Genomic DNA, 17,987 nt, shown 5'->3' on the forward strand with positions numbered 1-17,987 from the left:
CCGTCGCTTTACGCGGATTTCCCGCAGTAGCCGGCGAGCAGACCGAGCAGCTCGTCTTCGTCGTAAGGCTTGCCGAGGTAGTGATTGGCACCGATCTCGAGCGCGTAGTTGCGATGCTTGTCGGCGGTACGCGAAGTGATCATGACCACCGGAATGTCGCGCAGGCGCTCGTCGGCACGCAGGTTGCGGACGAAATCGAAGCCGTCCATGCGCGGCATCTCGATGTCGGAGAGGATGACGTCGGGCAGCGCGTCGATCAATTGCTCGAGCGCATCGACCCCGTCCTTGGCGACGACCACCTGATAACCCTCGCGCAGCAGCAGGCGGCTGGTGATCTTGCGCACGGTCAGCGAATCGTCGACCACCATCACCGTCGGCAGGTGCGGCGCGGCAATCGGCAGTGGGGCGGCGGCGACCGGCGCGGCGACTTCGGCCACGGCGATCAGCGGCGCCCGGGCGGCGAGCGCCACCGGGTTGAGGATCAGCACGACGCGGCCGTCGCCGAGCACCGTGGCACCGGCAATGCCGGCGACGCGGGCGAGCTGGCTGCCGATGTTCTTGACGACGACTTCCTGGTTGCCCTGCAGCTCATCGACGAGCAGGGCGATCCGTTGCGAACCGGCGCGCAGCAACAGGATCCAGTAGCGGCGGCGGGTTTCCGGCAGGGCTTCGGCATCGCCCAGCAGGCGGGGCAGGAAATGGAAGGGATAGTGATGACCCTGCCAATCGGCGGCACCGGCGTCGCGGATTTCGGCGAGGCCCTTTTCCTTGACCTCAAGCACCTGCTCGATCATCGTCGACGGCACGGCATACACGGTGCTGCCGGCACGCACCAGCAGGGTCTGAGTGACGGCCAGGGTGAGCGGCAGATAGAGGCGGAAGGTACTGCCGCGACCGGCTTCGGAAACGATTTCGATGCGCCCGCCAAGTTCGATCACGGCATTCCTGACCACGTCCATGCCGACGCCGCGGCCGGCGACCTGAGTCACTTCACTGGCGGTCGAGAAGCCCGGCCGGAAAATGAAGTCGAACAGGGCGCCATCAGCGACCTCCTGGCCCGGCTGCAACAGGCCCATCTCCTCGGCGCGGGCGCGGATGCGCTGGCGGTCGAGGCCACGGCCGTCGTCGCTCAGGCTGAGGACGATTTCGTTGGCTTCCTGAGCCAGCTTCAGCGTCACTTCGCCGGTTTCCGGCTTGTTAGCCGCTGCACGCTGCTCGCGCGTCTCGATGCCGTGGGTCACCGAGTTGCGCAGCATGTGTTCGATCGGCGCCATCATCTTTTCCAGCACCGAGCGGTCGATTTCGACCTGACCACCGACGATGTCGAAGTTGGCGCGCTTGCCGACTTCCTTGGCGGTCTGCCGGACGATGCGGTAGAGACGCTCGGCCTGGCTGGCGAAGGGCAGCATGCGCACGCCCATCAACTCCTGCTGCAGGCCACGGTTGAGGCGCGCCTGGGCGAGGATCGCCGCGTTGGCGTCGTCGAGGTTCTTGAACAGGTTCTGCTGCACCGTCGCCACGTCGTTGACCGACTCGGCCATGAAGCGGGTCAGTTCCTGGAAGCGGGTGAAGCGGTCGAGTTCGAGCGGGTCGAAATCGGCCTGGCCGTCGTGCGCCTGGGCGACCCGCGCCTGGATCTGGCTTTCCGCCTGGATTTCGATCTCGCGCAACTGACGACGCAGGCGGATGACGTTTTCCGTGAGGTCGAGCAGCGAGGTCTTCAGGCTGCGCATTTCGCCTTCGATCCGCGCCCGGGCGATCGACAGTTCGCCGGCTTCGTTGACCAGGCGGTCGACCAGGTCGGCGCGCACCCGCAGCATCGCCCGCTGGCCGCCGCTGTCGCCCTCGCCTTCGGCATCGGCCGCTGGCGTGGTCGGCACGGTCGGGGTGGCGGGGGTTGCCGTGGCCGGGCTGTCGGCGGCAGGCGCCGCTTCGACGGCCGGCGCCGGTCCGTTGCGCAGTTCATCGGCAGCAAGCGCCAGGGCGTCGCAACCGGCTTCGATTTCATCGATCAGTTGCGGGCTCGCGCTACCGGCGCGGATCGCTTCCTGGACACGGGTTTCGAGCAGGTGAGTGGCTTCGCCGAGGTTCATCGCCCCGGCCATCCGCGAATTGCCCTTGAAGGTGTGCAAGAGGCGGGCAATCGCCTGCGGCGGTGCGCCATCAGCGGGCGCCGCGCGCCAGGCGCGCAGCTGTTCGGTCAGTTCGCGAACCTGGTCGGCGGCTTCCTCAAGGAAGATCGGCAGCAGTTGTTCGTCAAGTTCATCGACCAGCTGGCGGACTGGCTCGGCCGGCGGTGGCGGTGCGGCTTCGACGGGGCGGTCGAGGGTGAATTCACCGCTCAGGCCGGGCAGCGGGATGACCCGAGCGCCACTGTCGTCGACTTCCGCGGCCGGGGCGGGCGGGTAACTGTCCTCCAGTGCCGCGACCAGCGCCGGCTGTTCGACCGGCGCCCGTTCTTCGGCCAGCCCGGCGTACATTTCGTGCAGCATCAGGATCGCCTGACGCATCGCTTCCAGGCCTTCCAGACTGTCCGGCTGGAGCGCCGCATCGCGCCGCAGCAAGGCGTGTTCGAGGGCGATCGACAGGTGGTTGAGCGGTTTCAGGCCGACGATGGCGGCGATCCCGCCGAGCGTATGGGCCGCCCTTGTCATTTCGGAATTGGTCGGCGTCGCCGGTTCGGCTTCGAGGACGGCGAAGAATTCGGCCAGCGACTGCAGGTGCTCCTGCGCTTCGGCGCGGAAAATGTCGTACAGCGTCTGCGCGCTGTCGGCAGCCGGTGCGGCGGCGGTGCTGACAACCTCGGCTTCGACCTCGGCCAGTTCCTCGGCGATCTCGCTGGCTTCCGGCAGGTCGATTTCGAAGGCATCGAGCAGCGGTTCGCTTGCCGGTTCTGCCGGCGCTTCCGGTGCTGCGGGCACTTCGACAGGCGCCGTGTCGACGGCAAGCGGCAGCGGGGCCACCGGCGTTGGCACCGCCGGCAGGGCATCGCCCGTGCCGCCGCGCAGCGCAACCGCTTGCGCCACCAGCCCCGAAGGGTCGGGGGCCATACCGCTGCCTTGCGCCAGATGCTCGATCCACACCGCGAAGACGCGCTGTTCCTCGTCGACCATTGCCAGCAGTTCCGGGCTCACCGCCATGTCCTGGCGCAGCCACAGGTTCAGCGTCTGCTCGACGGCCCAGGCGGTCTCGCCGAAATCGGTCAGGCCGACCATGCGCCCGGAGCCCTTCAGCGTGTGCGTGCAGCGGCGGATCGTCGTCAGCGCTTCGCGATCGAGCGGGTCGGCGAGCAGCGCCGCCTTCTGCGTCGCCATTTCGGCCAGCACCTCGTGACCTTCCTCGATGAAGATGGCGAGCAGTTCGGCGTCAATTTCCTCGTGGCTCGACTCGGCGAGCAGCAGGGTTTCCGCCGACGGCTGCGGCGCCTCGACCTGCGGCGTCAGCAGGTCGGCGAGCGCGTCGACCGCGGTACCGGATTCCAGCGCGGCCAGCGCGGCCTTCGTCGATTCGCCGAGTTCGCGGTCGGCGACCAAGTCGGCATCCTTCTGCAGGCTTTCCAGGTTCTGCTTCAGCTCGTCCTGCAGGCGGCGATCGTCCGGCGCTTCGCGCAGGGCTTCGGCCAGCGCGCGGGCCTGCCGGGTCTGGGCGGCGACTTCGGCCTCGACGGTCGGCGTCGGCGCTTCCTCGGCGACGACGACGGTCTCGCCGTTCAGGCGGCGGACAAAGGCGTCGAAACTGCTTTCGCCGTGCTGCAGGGCATCAACGAAGAAACCAAGGACCGAAAGTTCGTCGGCGACGCGCTGGAAATCGCTTTCCTGCGGCTGATAGTCGGCGGCGGCGAAGGTGGTGATGTGGGCGATGCTGTTCTTCAGGCTGCTCACTGCCGGGAAGTGGCCGAGCATGGCCAGCGCGCCGCTGACCTGCTTGAGCGGACCTTCCACCTGCGCCATCGAGAAGCCCTTGGCCGGCGCCCGGAAGAAGGCGTCAAGGGTCTGTTCGATCTGCGCCAGGTTGCTCTGAATCTCGCGCCCGACCTGGGCGATCAGCAGCTTCTCCTGGGCCCGCCGCGTCATCTCGTCGAGCAACGGCAGATCGCCGCCGGCCGCCGGGCGACCGGCAATGCAGGCATGGATGCGGTCGACCATCAGGTCGACCTGCTGGGCGAAGTCGCTGCCGAGATGGCGGAAATTCTCTTGCGCGTTCTGCAGCAGCAGGATGGTCGTCGCCACTTCCATGGCTACGCCGTCGCTGAAGCGCTTGGCGTCTTCCTGCAGCCAGCCGGCGATCGCTGCCAGCGCCTGACCGAGCCGCTTGAGATCGGTGTGGCCGAGGTCGGCGGTAACCTGGGCGCAGGCCCGCGCCTGATCGCAGAAAGTGTTGAGGCTGGCCGGGCTGCCGGCGCAGTACTTGTTCCAGACTTCCTCGACCCCGGCGAGCAGTTCGCGCAATCGCCGCAGGGCCTGTTCCTGGGACTTGGGCAAGGTCTGCACCGCGGCCAGGCTGGGCAGTTGCGCCGGCAGGGCATAGATCTGCTGCGCCTGGGCGACCAGCGAGTCGGGGGTGGCCGGGGTGCGGGCGACGTAGTACAAGGCCTCGCGCATCACCCGCTCGGCGAGGTTGCCGGAGCCTTCGAGCAGACGGCGAATCTGCAGGTCGATGCGGGCGCACAGCTGACGCGCCAACTGATCGGCGGAAACCTCGGGATCGTCGAGCGCTTCGAGGAAGGCCTGCGACACCCACCAGAACGAACGGGCACCAGGCGTCGGCTGCAATGCCTCGATCGCGGCCAGCGCTTCGGCCATCGCCTCCTTGCCGCTGGCGCGCTGTTCGGGGCGGGTCAACCAGTTGAGCAGGCCCTTCTGGAAACGCATGCGCTGCTTGCGCAGCACGGCCTGCATCTGTTCCGGCGGCAGGACCGGCGGCACCACGCCGGAACGCGGCGGGCGCAGGCTGAGGTCGGGGTAGAAAAGATCGCCCGGGTGCACCGGCGGCAGGCCACGCAGTTCGGCCAACCGGCTGCATACCGGCAACATGCGCAAGGGCTGGTGCGGTTCGCCGGCCATCAGGTCGTCGAGGTACTGGCGCAGCGCGGCGATCGCCTCGCGCACCACAGGCAGGGCGCCGTCACCGGTCGCCAGGCGTTCTTCCTCGAGCGCCTTGAGGACTTCCTCGAGCGACTCGGTGAGTTCGGTGATGCCGTTGAGACCGACGATGTCGAGCGCGCCATGGACCTGGTGGACATGGGTGCGGCAGAACTTCAGCTGCGTCCGGTCACCTTTTTCGGCGAACAAGCCCAGCGCTTCGTCGGCGCGTCCCAGCGCCTGGTCGATCTCGCCCTTGACCCACGTCAGCGGGCCCAAATCGAATTCCGTTGCCGCGTTCATGCTCTCTCGTTCGCCGGTCAGTCGACCTTGAAGCCTGCCACCGACCCCTTGAGTTCGGAGGCCAGTGCCGACAGTTCATCCACCGCCTGGGCGGTCCGCTGGGTACCTGCCGTGGTCTGCTCGTTGACGCGCAGGATATCCTGCATCAAGCGGGCCACGTTGGTCGCCGAATCAGCCTGGCTCTGCGTCGAACTGGAAATGCGGTCGATCAGTTCGGCCAGGTTGCGCGACACCTGACCGATCTCGGCCAGCGCCTGCCCGGCGGCGTCGGACAGCTTGGCGCCCTCGACCACGCCCTGGGTCGATTGTTCCATCGCGGACACCGCGTCCTGGGTATCGGTCTGAATCGTCTTGACGATCGCCGCGATCTGCTTGGTCGCCTCGCCGGAGCGTTCGGCCAGCCGCTGCACTTCCTCGGCAACCACCGTGAAGCCGCGCCCGGCGTCACCGGCGGAAGCCGCCTGGATGGCGGCGTTCAGCGCCAGTACGTTGGTCTGTTCGGTAATGTCGGAAATCAGTTCAACGATTTCGCCGATCTCCTGCGAGCTTTCACCAAGGCGTTTGATGCGCTTCGAGGTTTCCTGGATCTGGTTGCGGATTTCATTCATGCCCTTGATCGAGTCCTGCACCGCCTGGGTACCCTTCTCGGCGGCGGCCAGCGACTGGTTCGCAACCTGCGCCGACTGGGCGGCGTTGCCCGACACCTCGTTCATCGAGCGTGCCATGTCCAGTGCCGACTGACCGGCTTCCTGAATTTCGCTCGACTGGCGGCCCGCCGCGTCGAGCAGTTCGGCCGACGTGCGACGGGCGATCTCGGTGGCCGCGGTGACTCGGTTCGCCGCGTCGTTGATGCGGCCGACCAGCACGCGCAGTTCTTCGATGGTGTAGTTGATCGAGTCGGCGATGGCGCCGGTGATGTTCTCGGACACCGTTGCCGTCACCGTCAGGTCGCCGTCGGCGAGGTCGCCCAGTTCGTTCATCAGGCGCAGGATGGCTTCCTGGTTTTCGCGGTTGGTGTGTTCCGACACCTGGCGCTGTTTGTCGACTTCCTGGGTCTGGCGTTTGGCATCTTCCAGATAGGCGCGCACCAGCATCACCAGCACGGCAAGCGCGGCGGCGGCCAGAATGAACATGAAGAGGACGAACAGCAGCTTGCTGCCACGCGACTCCTGATAACCCTGGGCCAGCGCATCGGTCGCCGCCAGCAGTTCCTCGCTGTCGCGGAAGATGCGCGAACCGGCCTGCTTGGCCAGCACCAGCGGTTGCATGTTGGCGAGGATGCCGCTGATCGCCCCGTCGTATTCCTTGAAAGCGGCTTCCAGTGCTTCGACCTTGCCGGCATCGCCGCCGCGGCCCAGCACCTGCAGCAGTTCGTGGAAGCTCTTGGCGTCCTTGCCCAGCGTGAAGGCAATCTGCGGATCGATCTCGCCACCGACCAGCAGCGCCGACGCGTTCTTGGCGATGCGCTGGGTCAACACCACCAGATGGTTGGCGGCGCCGATCTCGCGCGCCGCACCGCCTTGCAGCTTGGCGGCGGCAACGCTTTCCGCCAGCTCCAGCAGGGCGGGGTTCTTGCTGTCGATCAGGGCAACGCTCTTGCCCAGTTCGATCAGCTGCTTTTCCTGACCGAGCACGCTCGTCGCATCCTTGTCGACCTGCGCCCAACGCTGGCTCAGGGCGTCGAGCTGCGCCTGCACCGACGCCGGCGAGGCTGGCACGCTGACCTGGCCGATTTCACCGCCGGCCGCCAGTTTCTGCATCAGGTCGCTGAAGGTCGAACGCGACTCGCGCAGTTGCACGAAGGCCGCCGAGTTGCCCTGCAGCGCCAGCGACGAGGCCTTGGCCAGGCGTTGCGAGTGCATGCGCATTTCGCCAGCGGCGGCAACATAGGCCGTGGTATTGGAGGAATCCCGACCATCGCGAACGATGAGAATGGCGGCCAGCACCAGGATCAGCACGAACACCCCACCCAGCACCTTCATCTGCTGGTTGGCCGACTTGCCCGCCAGCAGCGGCGGAGCAGCCGCCGCCCGTGCAGTCGGCAGCGGCGTTTCATCGCCGGTCACCGTGAGCGGCGCCTCGTTTTTCCTGGATGCCCCGATTTTCGGGAGTTTGAAGCCTAAAGCCATGTCTTACCTCCACTCGACCCCGCCCCGGCGGGACCCCTTTTCATAGTCCGATATTCATGAAATCCGGATCGGCAAGCAGCTCGCGCACCGATAATTTGCGCCAGAGGCGCCCTTCTTCATCGACGAAGCGGCGCCGCCCCCATGCCGGGAACGCCTCGTCGGCAGCCTGTTCGGCAAAGTTTTCCGGCTTCTTCAGGCCCAGCATGCGCGGCACCAGCAGCGCCGCGTTCGAGCCGTGGCGGACACCGACCAGCAGCAGCCGGGCATTGGCATTCCTTGGCGTCGGCCGGGCACCGAGGAAGGCGGCAAAATCGGTGACGGCATACAGATTGCCGCGCACGTTGGCGATCCCGGAAAACCACGGACGAACCAGCGGCACGCCCGCCAGTTGCGGCGCCTGGACGATTTCCCCGCCATCGGCGAGATCGATCAGCCAGCCGTCATCGCCAATTTCCAGGCCGAGCCATGAGGCGCCGCCATGTCCCTGCGCCGCGTCGCTGAGACGGCCGGCCAGGTAGGTCTGGAAATCGCGCAGGCTGCTCTTGCGGGCCATATCGCTTAAGGCAGCGCGGCGATGCGTTGCAGGAGTTCTTCCGGATTGAGCGGCTTGACCAGATAATCCACCGCTCCCTGGCGCAGCCCCCAGATCTTGTCGGTTTCCTGGCCCTTCGAGGTACAGACGATGATCGGGATGTGCTTGGTTTCCTCGTCGCGGGTCAGCGTGCGCGTCGCCTGGTAGCCGTTGAGGCCGGGCATCACGACGTCCATCAGGATCAGATCGGGCTTGGTCGCCTTGGCCTTGGCGATCCCTTCTTCACCGTTCTCAGCGGTGGCCACCAGATAACCTGCCCTGGTCAGCAGGTCGACGGCGAAAAAACGCTCTGTCGGAGAGTCGTCGACAACGAGAATGTTCTTCACGGGCATTGTTGCTCCCTGGACTACGGTTTGATTTCCGGTTCGGCCGGCAGTGCGAAACTGGCGACAGTCTGCAGCAGGCTATCCTTGGTGAAAGGTTTGGTGAGGTATTGGTCGGAACCGACCATGCGACCGCGCGCCCGGTCGAACAGGCCATCCTTGGAGGAAAGCATGATCACCGGCGTCGCCTTGAAACGAGGATTCTTCTTGATCAGCGCGCAGGTCTGATAACCGTCAAGGCGCGGCATCATGATGTCGCAAAAAATAACCGCCGGTTGATGATCGGCGATCTTGGCCAGGGCGTCGAAACCATCCTCGGCAAGAACGACCTGGCAACCGGCCTGGACGAGAAAAATCTCGGCACTGCGGCGTATCGTGTTGCTGTCGTCGATGACCATGACACGGATACCGCGCAGTCTCGATAAATCAGTCAATTCCCAGCTCCCCGAGTGTCTCTTGGCGCACTTAGCATATGGCGAACATATTACTACGGAACGGATAACAATCGCCAACCGGAAGTCGCCAAGCATAAGCCCAGAATCCCGCGGTAGTACAGCGTATTCGGATAAAATCGCGCTTTCCAGCCCACGCCCGGACATCCGCGCCACACCCGCCCATGCCCATTGTTTCCGCCAATCTGCCGCAAGTTCTCGTTTTCGCCGCCAGCGACCCGACCGGCGGTGCCGGCATCCAGGCCGACCTGCTGACCCTGGCCAGCCTCGGCTGCCACCCGCTGAGCACGCTCACCGCGCTGACCGTGCAGGACACCTCGGGGGTCGTCGCCATGCAGCCGGTCGCCGCCGAACTGCTCGAACAGCAGGCGCGCACCGTGCTTGAGGACATGCCGGTGGCCGCCTTCAAGATCGGCCTGATCGGCAGCGTCGAGAACGTGCTGGCGATCGCCGAAATCGTCGGCGACTACCCGGAAATTCCGCTCGTCTTCGACCCGGTACTCGCTTCGGGGCGCGGCGACGCCCTGTCCGGCGAGGAAATCATCGCCGCCATGCGCGAGATGCTGCTGCCGCAGACGACGATCATCACCCCCAACGCGCCCGAGGCACGTCGCCTCGCCGAGAGCGACGAGGACGAGAACGAACCGGCGCTCGACGTCTGCGCCGCCCGCCTGATCGAGATGGGCGCGCAGTACGTGCTGATCACCGGCACCCACGAGAGCACGCCCGAGGTGATCAACACCCTGTACGGGCCCGATGGCGTGATCCGCCACGACCGCTGGGAACGCCTGCCCGGCAGCTACCACGGTTCGGGCTGCACGCTGGCCTCGGCGATTGCCGGCTGCCTCGCTGGCGGCGCCAGCGTCGAGGAAGCGGTACGCGACGCCCAGGACTACACCTGGCAGGCGCTCCGCCACGGTTTCCGCGGCGGCATGGGCCAGTTCATCCCGGACCGCCTGTTCTGGGCCCGTGAAGACGACGACGCCAAGGAGGCCAGCGATGGCGCAAACTGAATTGCGCGGCCTGTACGCGGTCACCCCCGACGACCTGCCGCGGGAAACGCTGCTCGCCGGCGTCGCCGCCGCCCTGGCCGGCGGCTGCCGCATCGTCCAGCTGCGCGACAAGACGGGCCCGATGCCGGAACGTCTCGCCCGCGCCCACGCGCTGCGCCAACTGACCCGCGAGCACGGCGCCCGGCTGATCATCAACGATGACCTCGCCCTCTGCCAACTGGTCGATGCCGACGGCCTGCATCTCGGCCGCGACGACGGCGACCTCCGCGTCGCCCGCGCCATCCTCGGCCCCGACCGCATCCTCGGCGCCTCCTGCTACGCCGACCTCGAGGCGGCCCGTGGCGCCGTCGCGGCCGGCGTCGACTATGTCGCCTTCGGCACCGCCTTCCCCTCGCCAACCAAACCGGACGCCGTCCGCGCCGCGCCCGAACTCTATGCCCGGGCGCACGCCGAACTGCCGGTTGCCGTCTGCGCCATCGGCGGCATCACGGCAGAAAACGCCCCACCGCTGCTTGCCGCCGGCGTCGACCTGCTGGCCGTCATCACCGATCTCTTTTCGGCGCCGGACATCGCCGCCCGCGCCGCCCAGTATCAACGTCTTTTCGAGAAAGCCTGCCATGACCTCACGTAACGAAGAACTCTTTGCCCGTGCCCAGAAACACATCCCCGGCGGCGTCAATTCGCCGGTGCGCGCCTTCCGCTCGGTCGGCGGCACGCCGCTGTTCTTCCAGAAGGGTAGCGGCAGTCAGGTGCAGGATGCCGACGGCAAGTGGTACACCGACTACGTCGGCTCCTGGGGCCCGATGATCCTCGGCCACGCTCACCCGGAAGTGATCGCCGCTGTCCAGGAAGCCGTCGTCGACGGCCTCTCGTTCGGCGCGCCGACCGAGCGCGAAGTGGAGATCGCCGACCTGCTGTGCGAGATGGTGCCGTCGCTCGACATGGTCCGCCTGGTTTCTTCCGGCACCGAGGCGACGATGAGCGCCATCCGCCTGGCGCGTGGTTTCACCGGCCGCGACATTCTGGTCAAGTTCGAGGGCTGCTACCACGGTCACGCCGACCACCTGCTGGTCAAGGCCGGCTCCGGCCTGCTCACCTTCGGCAATCCGTCCTCCGGCGGCGTCCCGGCCGGTACCGCCGAAACGACCATGGTGCTCACCTACAACGACCCGCAGGGTCTGGCCGAAGCGTTCAAGGCGCATGGCGACAAGATCGCCGCGGTGATCGTCGAGCCGGTGGTCGGCAACATGAACCTGATCGCGCCGACGCCGGAGTTCCTCAAGGCCATGCGCGACCTCACCGCACAATACGGCGCCGTGCTCATTTTCGACGAAGTGATGACCGGCTTCCGCGTTGGCCTGAAGAGCGCGCAGGGTCTGTTCGGCATCACCCCGGACCTGTCCACCTTCGGCAAGGTCGTCGGCGGCGGCATGCCCATGGGCGCCTTTGGCGGCCGGCGCGAGATCATGGAAAAGATCGCGCCGCTCGGCCCGGTCTACCAGGCCGGCACATTGTCTGGCAACCCGATTGCCACGGCAGCCGGCCTGGCCACGCTGAAGCTGATCCAGGCGCCGGGTTTCTACGAAACGCTGACGGCGAAAACCAAAGCTCTGTGTGACGGCCTCGTCGCCGCCGCGCAAAAGCATGGCGTCGCCTGCGCCGCCCAGAACGTCGGCGGCATGTTCGGCCTCTATTTCGCCGAGCGCTGCCCGGGTACCTACGACGAAGTGCTGGCCTGCGACAAGGAAGCCTTCAACCGTTTCTTCCATGCCATGATCGGCGCCGGCCACTACTTCGCGCCGTCGGCCTTCGAGGCTGGTTTCGTCTCGGCAGCGCACAGTGATGCCGATATCGCCGCGACCGTTGCCGCCGCGGATGCCTGGTTCGGGCAAGCGCAATGAGCACTGCAAGCGCCTGGATCGTTCTCTTCTTCGCCGGCCTGTGTGAAGTCGGCTGGGCGGTCGGGCTGAAATACACTGAAGGATTTTCCCGCCTGTGGCCCAGCGTCGGAACGATCATCGCCATGGTGGTCAGCGTCGTCCTGCTCGGCTGGTCGCTGAAAGTGCTGCCGCTGGGCACAGCCTACGCGGTGTGGACCGGTATTGGCGCCGTTGGCACGGCGATCTGCGGCATGCTGCTGTTCGGTGAATCGCGCGAGGCGCTGCGCCTGGCCAGCATCGCCCTGATCGTCGCCGGCATCGTCGGACTCAAGCTGCTGACGCCCGACAGCCACTGATCACATCAGGAACAGTGTCGCCAGGCCGAGGAAGATGAAGAAGCCACCGGAGTCGGTGAGTGCGGTGATCATCACCGAGCCACCGATCGCCGGGTCGGCGCCGAACTTCTGCCGCATCAGCGGAATGCCGACCCCGGCCAGCGCGGCCAGCAGCAGGTTGAGCGTCATTGCCGCGGTCATCACCAGGCCAAGCTGGTAACTGCCGTACAGCCACCAGGCCGCAACCCCGAGTAGACCACCCCAGATCAGGCCGTTGATGCTGGCGACGCCGAGTTCCTTGCGCAGCAGTCGGCGCATCGCATCCGGTTGAACCTGGCCCATGGCAATCGCGCGGACGATCATGGTGATCGTCTGGTTGCCGGAATTGCCGCCGATGCCGGCAACGATGGGCATCAGCGCGGCGAGTGCCACCAGCTTCTCGATCGAATCCTCGAAGGCGCCGATGACGCGTGAAGCAACGAAGGCGGTGACCAGATTGACTGCCAGCCAGGCCCAGCGGTTACGCACCGAATCCCAGACCGAGGCGAAGATATCTTCCTCTTCGGCCAGACCGGCGTTGGCCAGTTGTTCCTGCTCGGCTTCCTCGCGGATGAAGTCGACCACGTCGTTGACGGTGACCCGGCCGAGCAGCTTGCCGTCGGCATCGACCACCGGCGCCGACACCAGGTCGTAGCGCTCGAAGGCCTTGGCGGCATCTTCGGCGTCGTCGTCGGGCTCGAACTCGACGAATTCGGTGTGCATCAGGCTGCCGACCTCGACCTCGACTTCATTGACCAGCAGGATGTTGAGCGGCAGTACGCCTTTCAGGTGTTCGTCACGGTCGACGACGAAAAGCTGGTCGGTGTGGTCGGGCAACTCGTCGAAGCGGCGCAGGTAACGCAGCACGACTTCGAGCGTGACGTCCTCGCGCACGGTGACCATGTCAAAGTCCATGATCGAGCCGACCGAATCCTCCGGATAGGACATCGCCGCCCGCAGGTGCTCGCGCTCTTCGGCCGGCAGGCTGCGGAAGACGTCGTCGATGACGCCCTGTGGCAGGTCGGGGGCGAGGTCGGCGAGCTCGTCGGCGTCCAGGGTTTCGGCGGCGGCGACCAGCTCGTTGCGGGCCATCGACTCGATCAGGCTCTCGCGGACCGCGTCCGAGACTTCAAGCAGGATTTCGCCGTCGTGTTCGGCCTTGACCAGGTCCCAGACGATCAGGCGTTCGTCGGGCGGCAGTGCTTCGAGGATGTAGGCGACGTCGGCCGGGTGCATCGGCTCCAGTTTTTGCTGGAGTTCCTGCAAATGCTGCTTGTGCACGATGCCTTCGACCAGGTCGTGGCGCGGGCCTTCCTGCCGGTGTACGATTTCCTCGACCAGCTTGTGCCGGGCGAGCAGGGTTTGCACCTCGGCGAGGCGCTCCTGCAGGTCTTCGGCATCGGTCAGCTGGTTTTCTTCGCTCATGGTGCAGCGCCGCAATAGGTGCGCCATTTTAGCACCGAGATGGTGCCGGCCAGCCGCCGAATTGCTGCGGATTTCCCTTAGGCCGGCGCTTTCGCGAGCGACTCAGGGCACTTCGGCCGAGGGCATGCGGGCCAGGATGATCGCCGTCTTGCGGCCTAGCCCCGGCGCGTTGCGATTTCGGTCGTAGAAACGCGGATTGGGCACCATGCCGGCCAGGCGAGCCGCCTGCGCCGGGCCGAGCTGACGGGCACCGACGGCGAAGTAATGGCGCGCCGCCGCTTCGGCGCCGAAGACGCCGTTACCCCATTCGATCACGTTGAGATAGACCTCGAAGATGCGGCGCTTGCTCCACAGGTTTTCCAGCATCAGCGTGATCACTGCCTCCTCGGCCTTGCGGAAATAGGATTTGGTCGGCGTCAGGAACAAGTTCTTGGCGAGTTGCTGGCTGATCGTCGACCCGCCGGCAACGAAACGCCCCTTCTTCTGGTTTTTTTCCATCGCTTTCTGGATGCCTTCCCAGTCGAAGCCTTCATGATCGACGAACTTGGCGTCCTCGGCGGCGATGATCGCCCGCTTCAGGTGTATCGAGATTTGTGCGTAGGGCACCCACTGCTGGCGCAGCACGGCTTCCGGATTCTTCTCGCGCAGTTCGGCGAGGCGAATTTCCATGAAGCGGGTGGTTCCCGGGTTGAACTGCCCCCAATAGACGACCCACAGGAACAGCCAGAGCAGCCAGAGAATGGCGAGCGCAAAGGGCGCCAGTAGCCCCCAGCGCAGCCAGCGGCCGAAACGTTTCATGCCGCGAGTTGCGCGCGCAGCGCCTGCAGCACCGGCGCGCTAGCGGGACGGACGCCGCGCCAGACCGCGAAGGCCTCGGCCGCCTGGCCGACCAGCATGCCGAGACCGTCGGCCCGCTGCGCCGCACCCGCTTCCCGGGCCTGCGCCAGGAAGGGCGTCTCGCCCTTGCCGTACATCATGTCGTAGGCCAGCGCGCCAGCGGCAAAAAGCCCTTCCGGCAAGGGCAGGCGGTCGCCGGCCAGGCTCGCCGAGGTGGCGTTGATGACGACGTCGAAGCGACGCCCGGCCAGGTCGCCGAACCCGCCGCCGCCGACCGGCGCCAGATCGGCAAAGGCCGCCGCCAGGGCGAGCGCCTTGTCGGCACTGCGGTTGGCGACCGCCAGCTCGCCGACACCGGCCGCCAGCAAGGGCTCGATGACGCCGCGCGCGGCGCCGCCAGCGCCAAGCAACAGCACCCGCTTGCCAGCCAGCGCAATGCCGAGATTACCCTCGATGTCGACGACCAGACCGGCGCCGTCGGTGTTGTCGCCGCGCATCCTGCCATCGGCAAAACTCAGCGTATTGACCGCGCCGGCGCGCGCTGCCCGTGGCGTCAGCTCGTCGCACAGACGAAACGCCTCTTCCTTGAACGGCACGGTGACGTTGGCGCCGCGTCCGCCCTCGGCGACGAAGTCGCGCAAAGCGCCGGAAAAATCATCGACGGGCGCCAGACGCGCCTGGTAAATCAGGTCGGCGCCAGTCTGCGCGGCGAAGGCGGCATGGATGAACGGCGATCGGGAATGGGCGATCGGGTTGCCGAAAACGGCGTAGAGGTCGGGCATGGGAAGGCTTAATTGCTGTTGCGGGTGGCCAGGGTGTCGCCGGGGACGAAATTCCATTCCCGGGCAAACGACAGCACCGTTGCACCGTCCATCGCCTCGCGCGGGATCGGCCCGAACGGCGCTGCCATGCGCAGGATGCGCAGGGCCGCTTCGTCGAGCAGCTTGTGCCCGGACGAGCGGGAAATCTCGACGTTGTACAGGCTGCCGTCCTCGACCCGCAATTCGACGAAGATCACCACCTTGCCGTAGAGCTTGCCGCGCGCCGCCTCCGGGTAATTGAGCGTGCCGATGCGCTCGATTTTCTGCTTCCAGGCGTCGAAATACGGTGCCAGGCGGTATTCCTTGGTACGCGCGCCAATGAATTTCTTCTGCGGGCGCTTGTTGTATTCCTCGATCGACTTGGCGATCTCGCCTTCGAGGCGGGCCATCGCCCGTGCCGTATCGGCGAGGTCGGTACCGGTCAGCTGTGGCGAGGGCTCGGGTTGTTCACTGCGCGTTTCGGCAGCCGCGACACGCGCGAGATTGGCCGCCTGGGTCAGCATCTTGTGCTGCGCCGCCTCGAGTTCGCGCACCCGACGCCGCATCTGCTGCATTTCTTCACCACTGGACTGCTGCTCGGTCGCTGGCAGCGGCGTCTTGGCGCGCAGGTTCTCGTCGGTGTTACCACCACCGTCGAGATTGGCCTGCGCCAAGGCCTGAGCATCGGCCGGCGGGCGCTGGGCGCGGGCGTTGACCAGAATGATGTCGAGAGCCTTCTCGCGGGCCACCCGCGAGGCTTCCGGAAAGGCGAAATGCAGGCTGAGCAGCAGGCCATGCAGCAATAGGGAAACGCCAATCGCCAGCCACAGGCGACGATCGCTCGGCGTGCTGATCAGCGGGCGGATCTGGCGCGTCACGCGGCGTCCTCCTCCAGGTCGCAGGCGGGCTCGTCGGCGTCAAGCAGGGCAACGAAACGCAGGGCGACTTCGGGCTGCAGCAGATCGATGCTCTCGATCGCCAGATGCATGCGCTGGCCAGGCTGCAGGTCGGCGGGTACCGAAGCGACGCGCGCCAGCAGCGGCAGATGATCGAGCTTGACCGTCTGCTCGCGGCGCAGCGTGGCGTCGATCTCGACAATGCCGTGCTGCTGCAGCCAGCGCAGACACCAGTAGCGCTCCATCAGGCGCTGGAATTCGGCGTAGGCGGCGTAGGTCAGTTCGAAATCGCGCATTGCCGCGAACAGCTCGGCCGACTTCTGCGGGAAGGGCGGCGGCGTTTCCCGCAGGCAGGCGATTAGCTGCCATTGATTGACCAGGTCGCAGTAGCGGCGCAGCGGCGAGGTCATCCAGGCGTATTGCGGCACGCCCAGGCCTTCGTGCGGCAGCGGCGAGGTGGTCATGCGCACCTTGCCCTGGGTCTGGGCGCGGTACAGGCAGGCGATGTTGCGCTCGGCGAGCAGGCCGCCCCAGGTCGAATTGGCGACGATCATCAACTCGGCAACCAGCTTGTCGAGCGGGCTGCCACGCTTGCGTTCGCTGATGTCGACGCTGCAGCTTTCCGGGTCGGCGAGGTCGCCGCTGATCGCGAAGTTGTAGTCGTTCACGCCCTGCATCGCCGACGGCTTGCCGCGCCGGCCTTCGCAGGCGTTGGCGAAGTGCCAGAGATGGAGAAGTTCGCGGGCGAAGGGCTCGTCCGGCAGCACGGCGCCGACCGTCTCACTGTTGAACCAGGGCTCGACATCGTGGTGGCGCAGGTTCTCGGCAATGTGCACGCGTTCGATGCAGGACTCGTGCGACAGCACTTCGTACTGCTCATTGACCGTCAGGTAGAGCGACACCGCCGGACAATCGACGCCGCCAGCCAGCGTGTAGTTCTGAACCACGGCTTCGGGCAGCATGGTGATCTTGTTGCCCGGCATGTACACCGTAGACAAGCGGGCGCGGGCGACGCCGTCGAGCGGCGAACCGTGTTCGATGGCCAGCCCGGGCGCCGCGATGTGGATGCCGATACGACTGCCGATACCGGGCAGCCAGGTAACCGACAAGGCGTCGTCGATCTCGGTGGTGTGGGCGTCGTCGATCGAGAAGGCGCGCACTTCGGCGCGCGGCAGGTCAACCGGCAGCGCCGGCGCATCGAGCGCCGGGAAAGCGGTGCCGCGCGGGAACTGCTCGTGCAGGAAGCGCTTGTAGTGCAGGTGGTAGGCCGACTTGATGGCGCCACACTTGAACAGGAGTTGGGCGGCGGACAGGCCGGTTTCGCCGCAAGCGGTCTCGAAGGCCTTGGTTTCCGGCTTGTTGCGATCCGGGGCATAGAGCAGCGCGTCGGTCAGCGCGGCAATCTCCGGCGGCAGGCGGAATTCCTTCAGCTCGGCGAGCCAGGCTTCCATCGCCAGCGCTTGCTGACGCTTTTTTTCAAGATTGGCCAGAGCAGCTGCGAGAATGTCGGCGGGCGCCTTGCGGAAGCGGCCCTTGCCCTTGCGGTGGAAATAGACGGGCGCGGCGTGCAGGGCAAGCAGCACCGCCGTCGCTTCGACCGGCACGGGATCGTGTCCGTAGTAATCACGGGCAAAATCCAGAAACGAAAATTCGCCATCGCTGACACACTCCCAGAGGAAATCCGCCTCGATTTCTGCGGCAAGCGGCGTCGCCTGTTCGAGCAAGGCTCCCGAGGCCGGCTGGGCAAAGCGCAGCAGAACGCTGGCCGCCTTGATCTTGCTGCGTTTGCCCGAGGGCATTTCGACCTGCAACGAACTGTCGTTGTCGGCCAGGATGCTGCCCGCCTTGAAACCGCCGTCTTCTTCAAACAATACATTCATCG

General features: G+C 66.2%; 14 protein-coding genes. 4 read left to right on the forward strand and 10 right to left on the reverse strand.

Going from position 1 to position 17,987, the window contains the following annotated elements:
* Positions 1 to 8: 8 nt before the first annotated feature.
* The 5 genes from ACE3OV_RS03520 to ACE3OV_RS03540 form a co-directional block, all read right to left on the reverse strand.
* Positions 9 to 5,384, reverse strand: coding sequence for an Hpt domain-containing protein (locus ACE3OV_RS03520; protein WP_374325076.1), 5,376 nt, complete (start codon positions 5,382 to 5,384; stop codon positions 9 to 11).
* A gap of 17 nt (positions 5,385 to 5,401) precedes the next feature.
* Complete coding sequence (locus tag ACE3OV_RS03525; protein WP_374325077.1) at positions 5,402 to 7,450, reverse strand: methyl-accepting chemotaxis protein; 2,049 nt, start codon at positions 7,448 to 7,450, stop codon at positions 5,402 to 5,404.
* A gap of 103 nt (positions 7,451 to 7,553) precedes the next feature.
* Positions 7,554 to 8,066, reverse strand: a complete 513-nt coding sequence (locus tag ACE3OV_RS03530) for a chemotaxis protein CheW (RefSeq protein ID WP_374325079.1) — start codon at positions 8,064 to 8,066, stop codon at positions 7,554 to 7,556.
* A 5-nt stretch (positions 8,067 to 8,071) separates the two neighbouring features.
* A complete protein-coding gene (locus tag ACE3OV_RS03535; protein ID WP_374325081.1) occupies positions 8,072 to 8,437 on the reverse strand; it encodes a PleD family two-component system response regulator in 366 nt (121 codons plus the stop codon).
* A 14-nt stretch (positions 8,438 to 8,451) separates the two neighbouring features.
* A complete protein-coding gene (locus tag ACE3OV_RS03540) occupies positions 8,452 to 8,826 on the reverse strand; it encodes a PleD family two-component system response regulator (RefSeq protein ID WP_374325082.1) in 375 nt (124 codons plus the stop codon).
* 218 nt (positions 8,827 to 9,044) lie between these two features.
* Between ACE3OV_RS03540 and ACE3OV_RS03545 the strand changes: the two genes are divergently transcribed.
* Genes ACE3OV_RS03545 through sugE form a run of 4 tightly spaced genes read left to right on the forward strand, consistent with a single transcriptional unit; the run spans position 9,045 to position 12,129 of the window.
* Positions 9,045 to 9,893 carry a hydroxymethylpyrimidine/phosphomethylpyrimidine kinase gene (locus tag ACE3OV_RS03545; RefSeq protein ID WP_374325084.1) on the forward strand — a complete coding sequence of 283 codons (849 nt, stop codon included), beginning with the start codon at positions 9,045 to 9,047 and terminating at the stop codon, positions 9,891 to 9,893.
* Positions 9,880 to 10,524 carry a thiamine phosphate synthase gene (gene thiE / locus ACE3OV_RS03550; protein ID WP_374325086.1) on the forward strand — a complete coding sequence of 215 codons (645 nt, stop codon included), beginning with the start codon at positions 9,880 to 9,882 and terminating at the stop codon, positions 10,522 to 10,524. The genes ACE3OV_RS03545 and thiE overlap by 14 nt, the downstream gene beginning before the upstream one ends.
* The gene (gene hemL / locus ACE3OV_RS03555; protein ID WP_374325088.1) at positions 10,511 to 11,794 is read left to right on the forward strand and encodes a glutamate-1-semialdehyde 2,1-aminomutase; all 1,284 of its coding nucleotides are present in this window, start codon (positions 10,511 to 10,513) and stop codon (positions 11,792 to 11,794) included. The genes thiE and hemL overlap by 14 nt, the downstream gene beginning before the upstream one ends.
* Positions 11,791 to 12,129 carry a quaternary ammonium compound efflux SMR transporter SugE gene (sugE, locus tag ACE3OV_RS03560; protein ID WP_374325090.1) on the forward strand — a complete coding sequence of 113 codons (339 nt, stop codon included), beginning with the start codon at positions 11,791 to 11,793 and terminating at the stop codon, positions 12,127 to 12,129. The genes hemL and sugE overlap by 4 nt, the downstream gene beginning before the upstream one ends.
* Here the strand turns inward: sugE and mgtE are convergent, their stop codons facing one another.
* From mgtE to ACE3OV_RS03585, 5 genes are all read right to left on the reverse strand, one after another.
* Positions 12,130 to 13,572 carry a magnesium transporter gene (mgtE, locus tag ACE3OV_RS03565; protein ID WP_374325092.1) on the reverse strand — a complete coding sequence of 481 codons (1,443 nt, stop codon included), beginning with the start codon at positions 13,570 to 13,572 and terminating at the stop codon, positions 12,130 to 12,132.
* Positions 13,573 to 13,674: 102 nt separating this feature from the next.
* Positions 13,675 to 14,370: a monofunctional biosynthetic peptidoglycan transglycosylase gene (gene mtgA / locus ACE3OV_RS03570; protein ID WP_374325094.1), complete on the reverse strand. Its 696-nt coding sequence runs from the start codon at positions 14,368 to 14,370 to the stop codon at positions 13,675 to 13,677.
* The gene (gene aroE / locus ACE3OV_RS03575) at positions 14,367 to 15,191 is read right to left on the reverse strand and encodes a shikimate dehydrogenase (protein ID WP_374325096.1); all 825 of its coding nucleotides are present in this window, start codon (positions 15,189 to 15,191) and stop codon (positions 14,367 to 14,369) included. The genes mtgA and aroE overlap by 4 nt, the downstream gene beginning before the upstream one ends.
* 8 nt (positions 15,192 to 15,199) lie before the next feature.
* Positions 15,200 to 16,087, reverse strand: coding sequence for an energy transducer TonB (locus tag ACE3OV_RS03580; protein ID WP_374325098.1), 888 nt, complete (start codon positions 16,085 to 16,087; stop codon positions 15,200 to 15,202).
* Positions 16,084 to 17,985, reverse strand: coding sequence for a ribonuclease catalytic domain-containing protein (locus ACE3OV_RS03585; protein WP_374325100.1), 1,902 nt, complete (start codon positions 17,983 to 17,985; stop codon positions 16,084 to 16,086). The genes ACE3OV_RS03580 and ACE3OV_RS03585 overlap by 4 nt, the downstream gene beginning before the upstream one ends.
* Between the last annotated feature and the right edge of the window lie 2 nt (positions 17,986 to 17,987).

This window comes from Azonexus sp. (assembly GCF_041909095.1).
Lineage (GTDB): Bacteria > Pseudomonadota > Gammaproteobacteria > Burkholderiales > Rhodocyclaceae > Azonexus.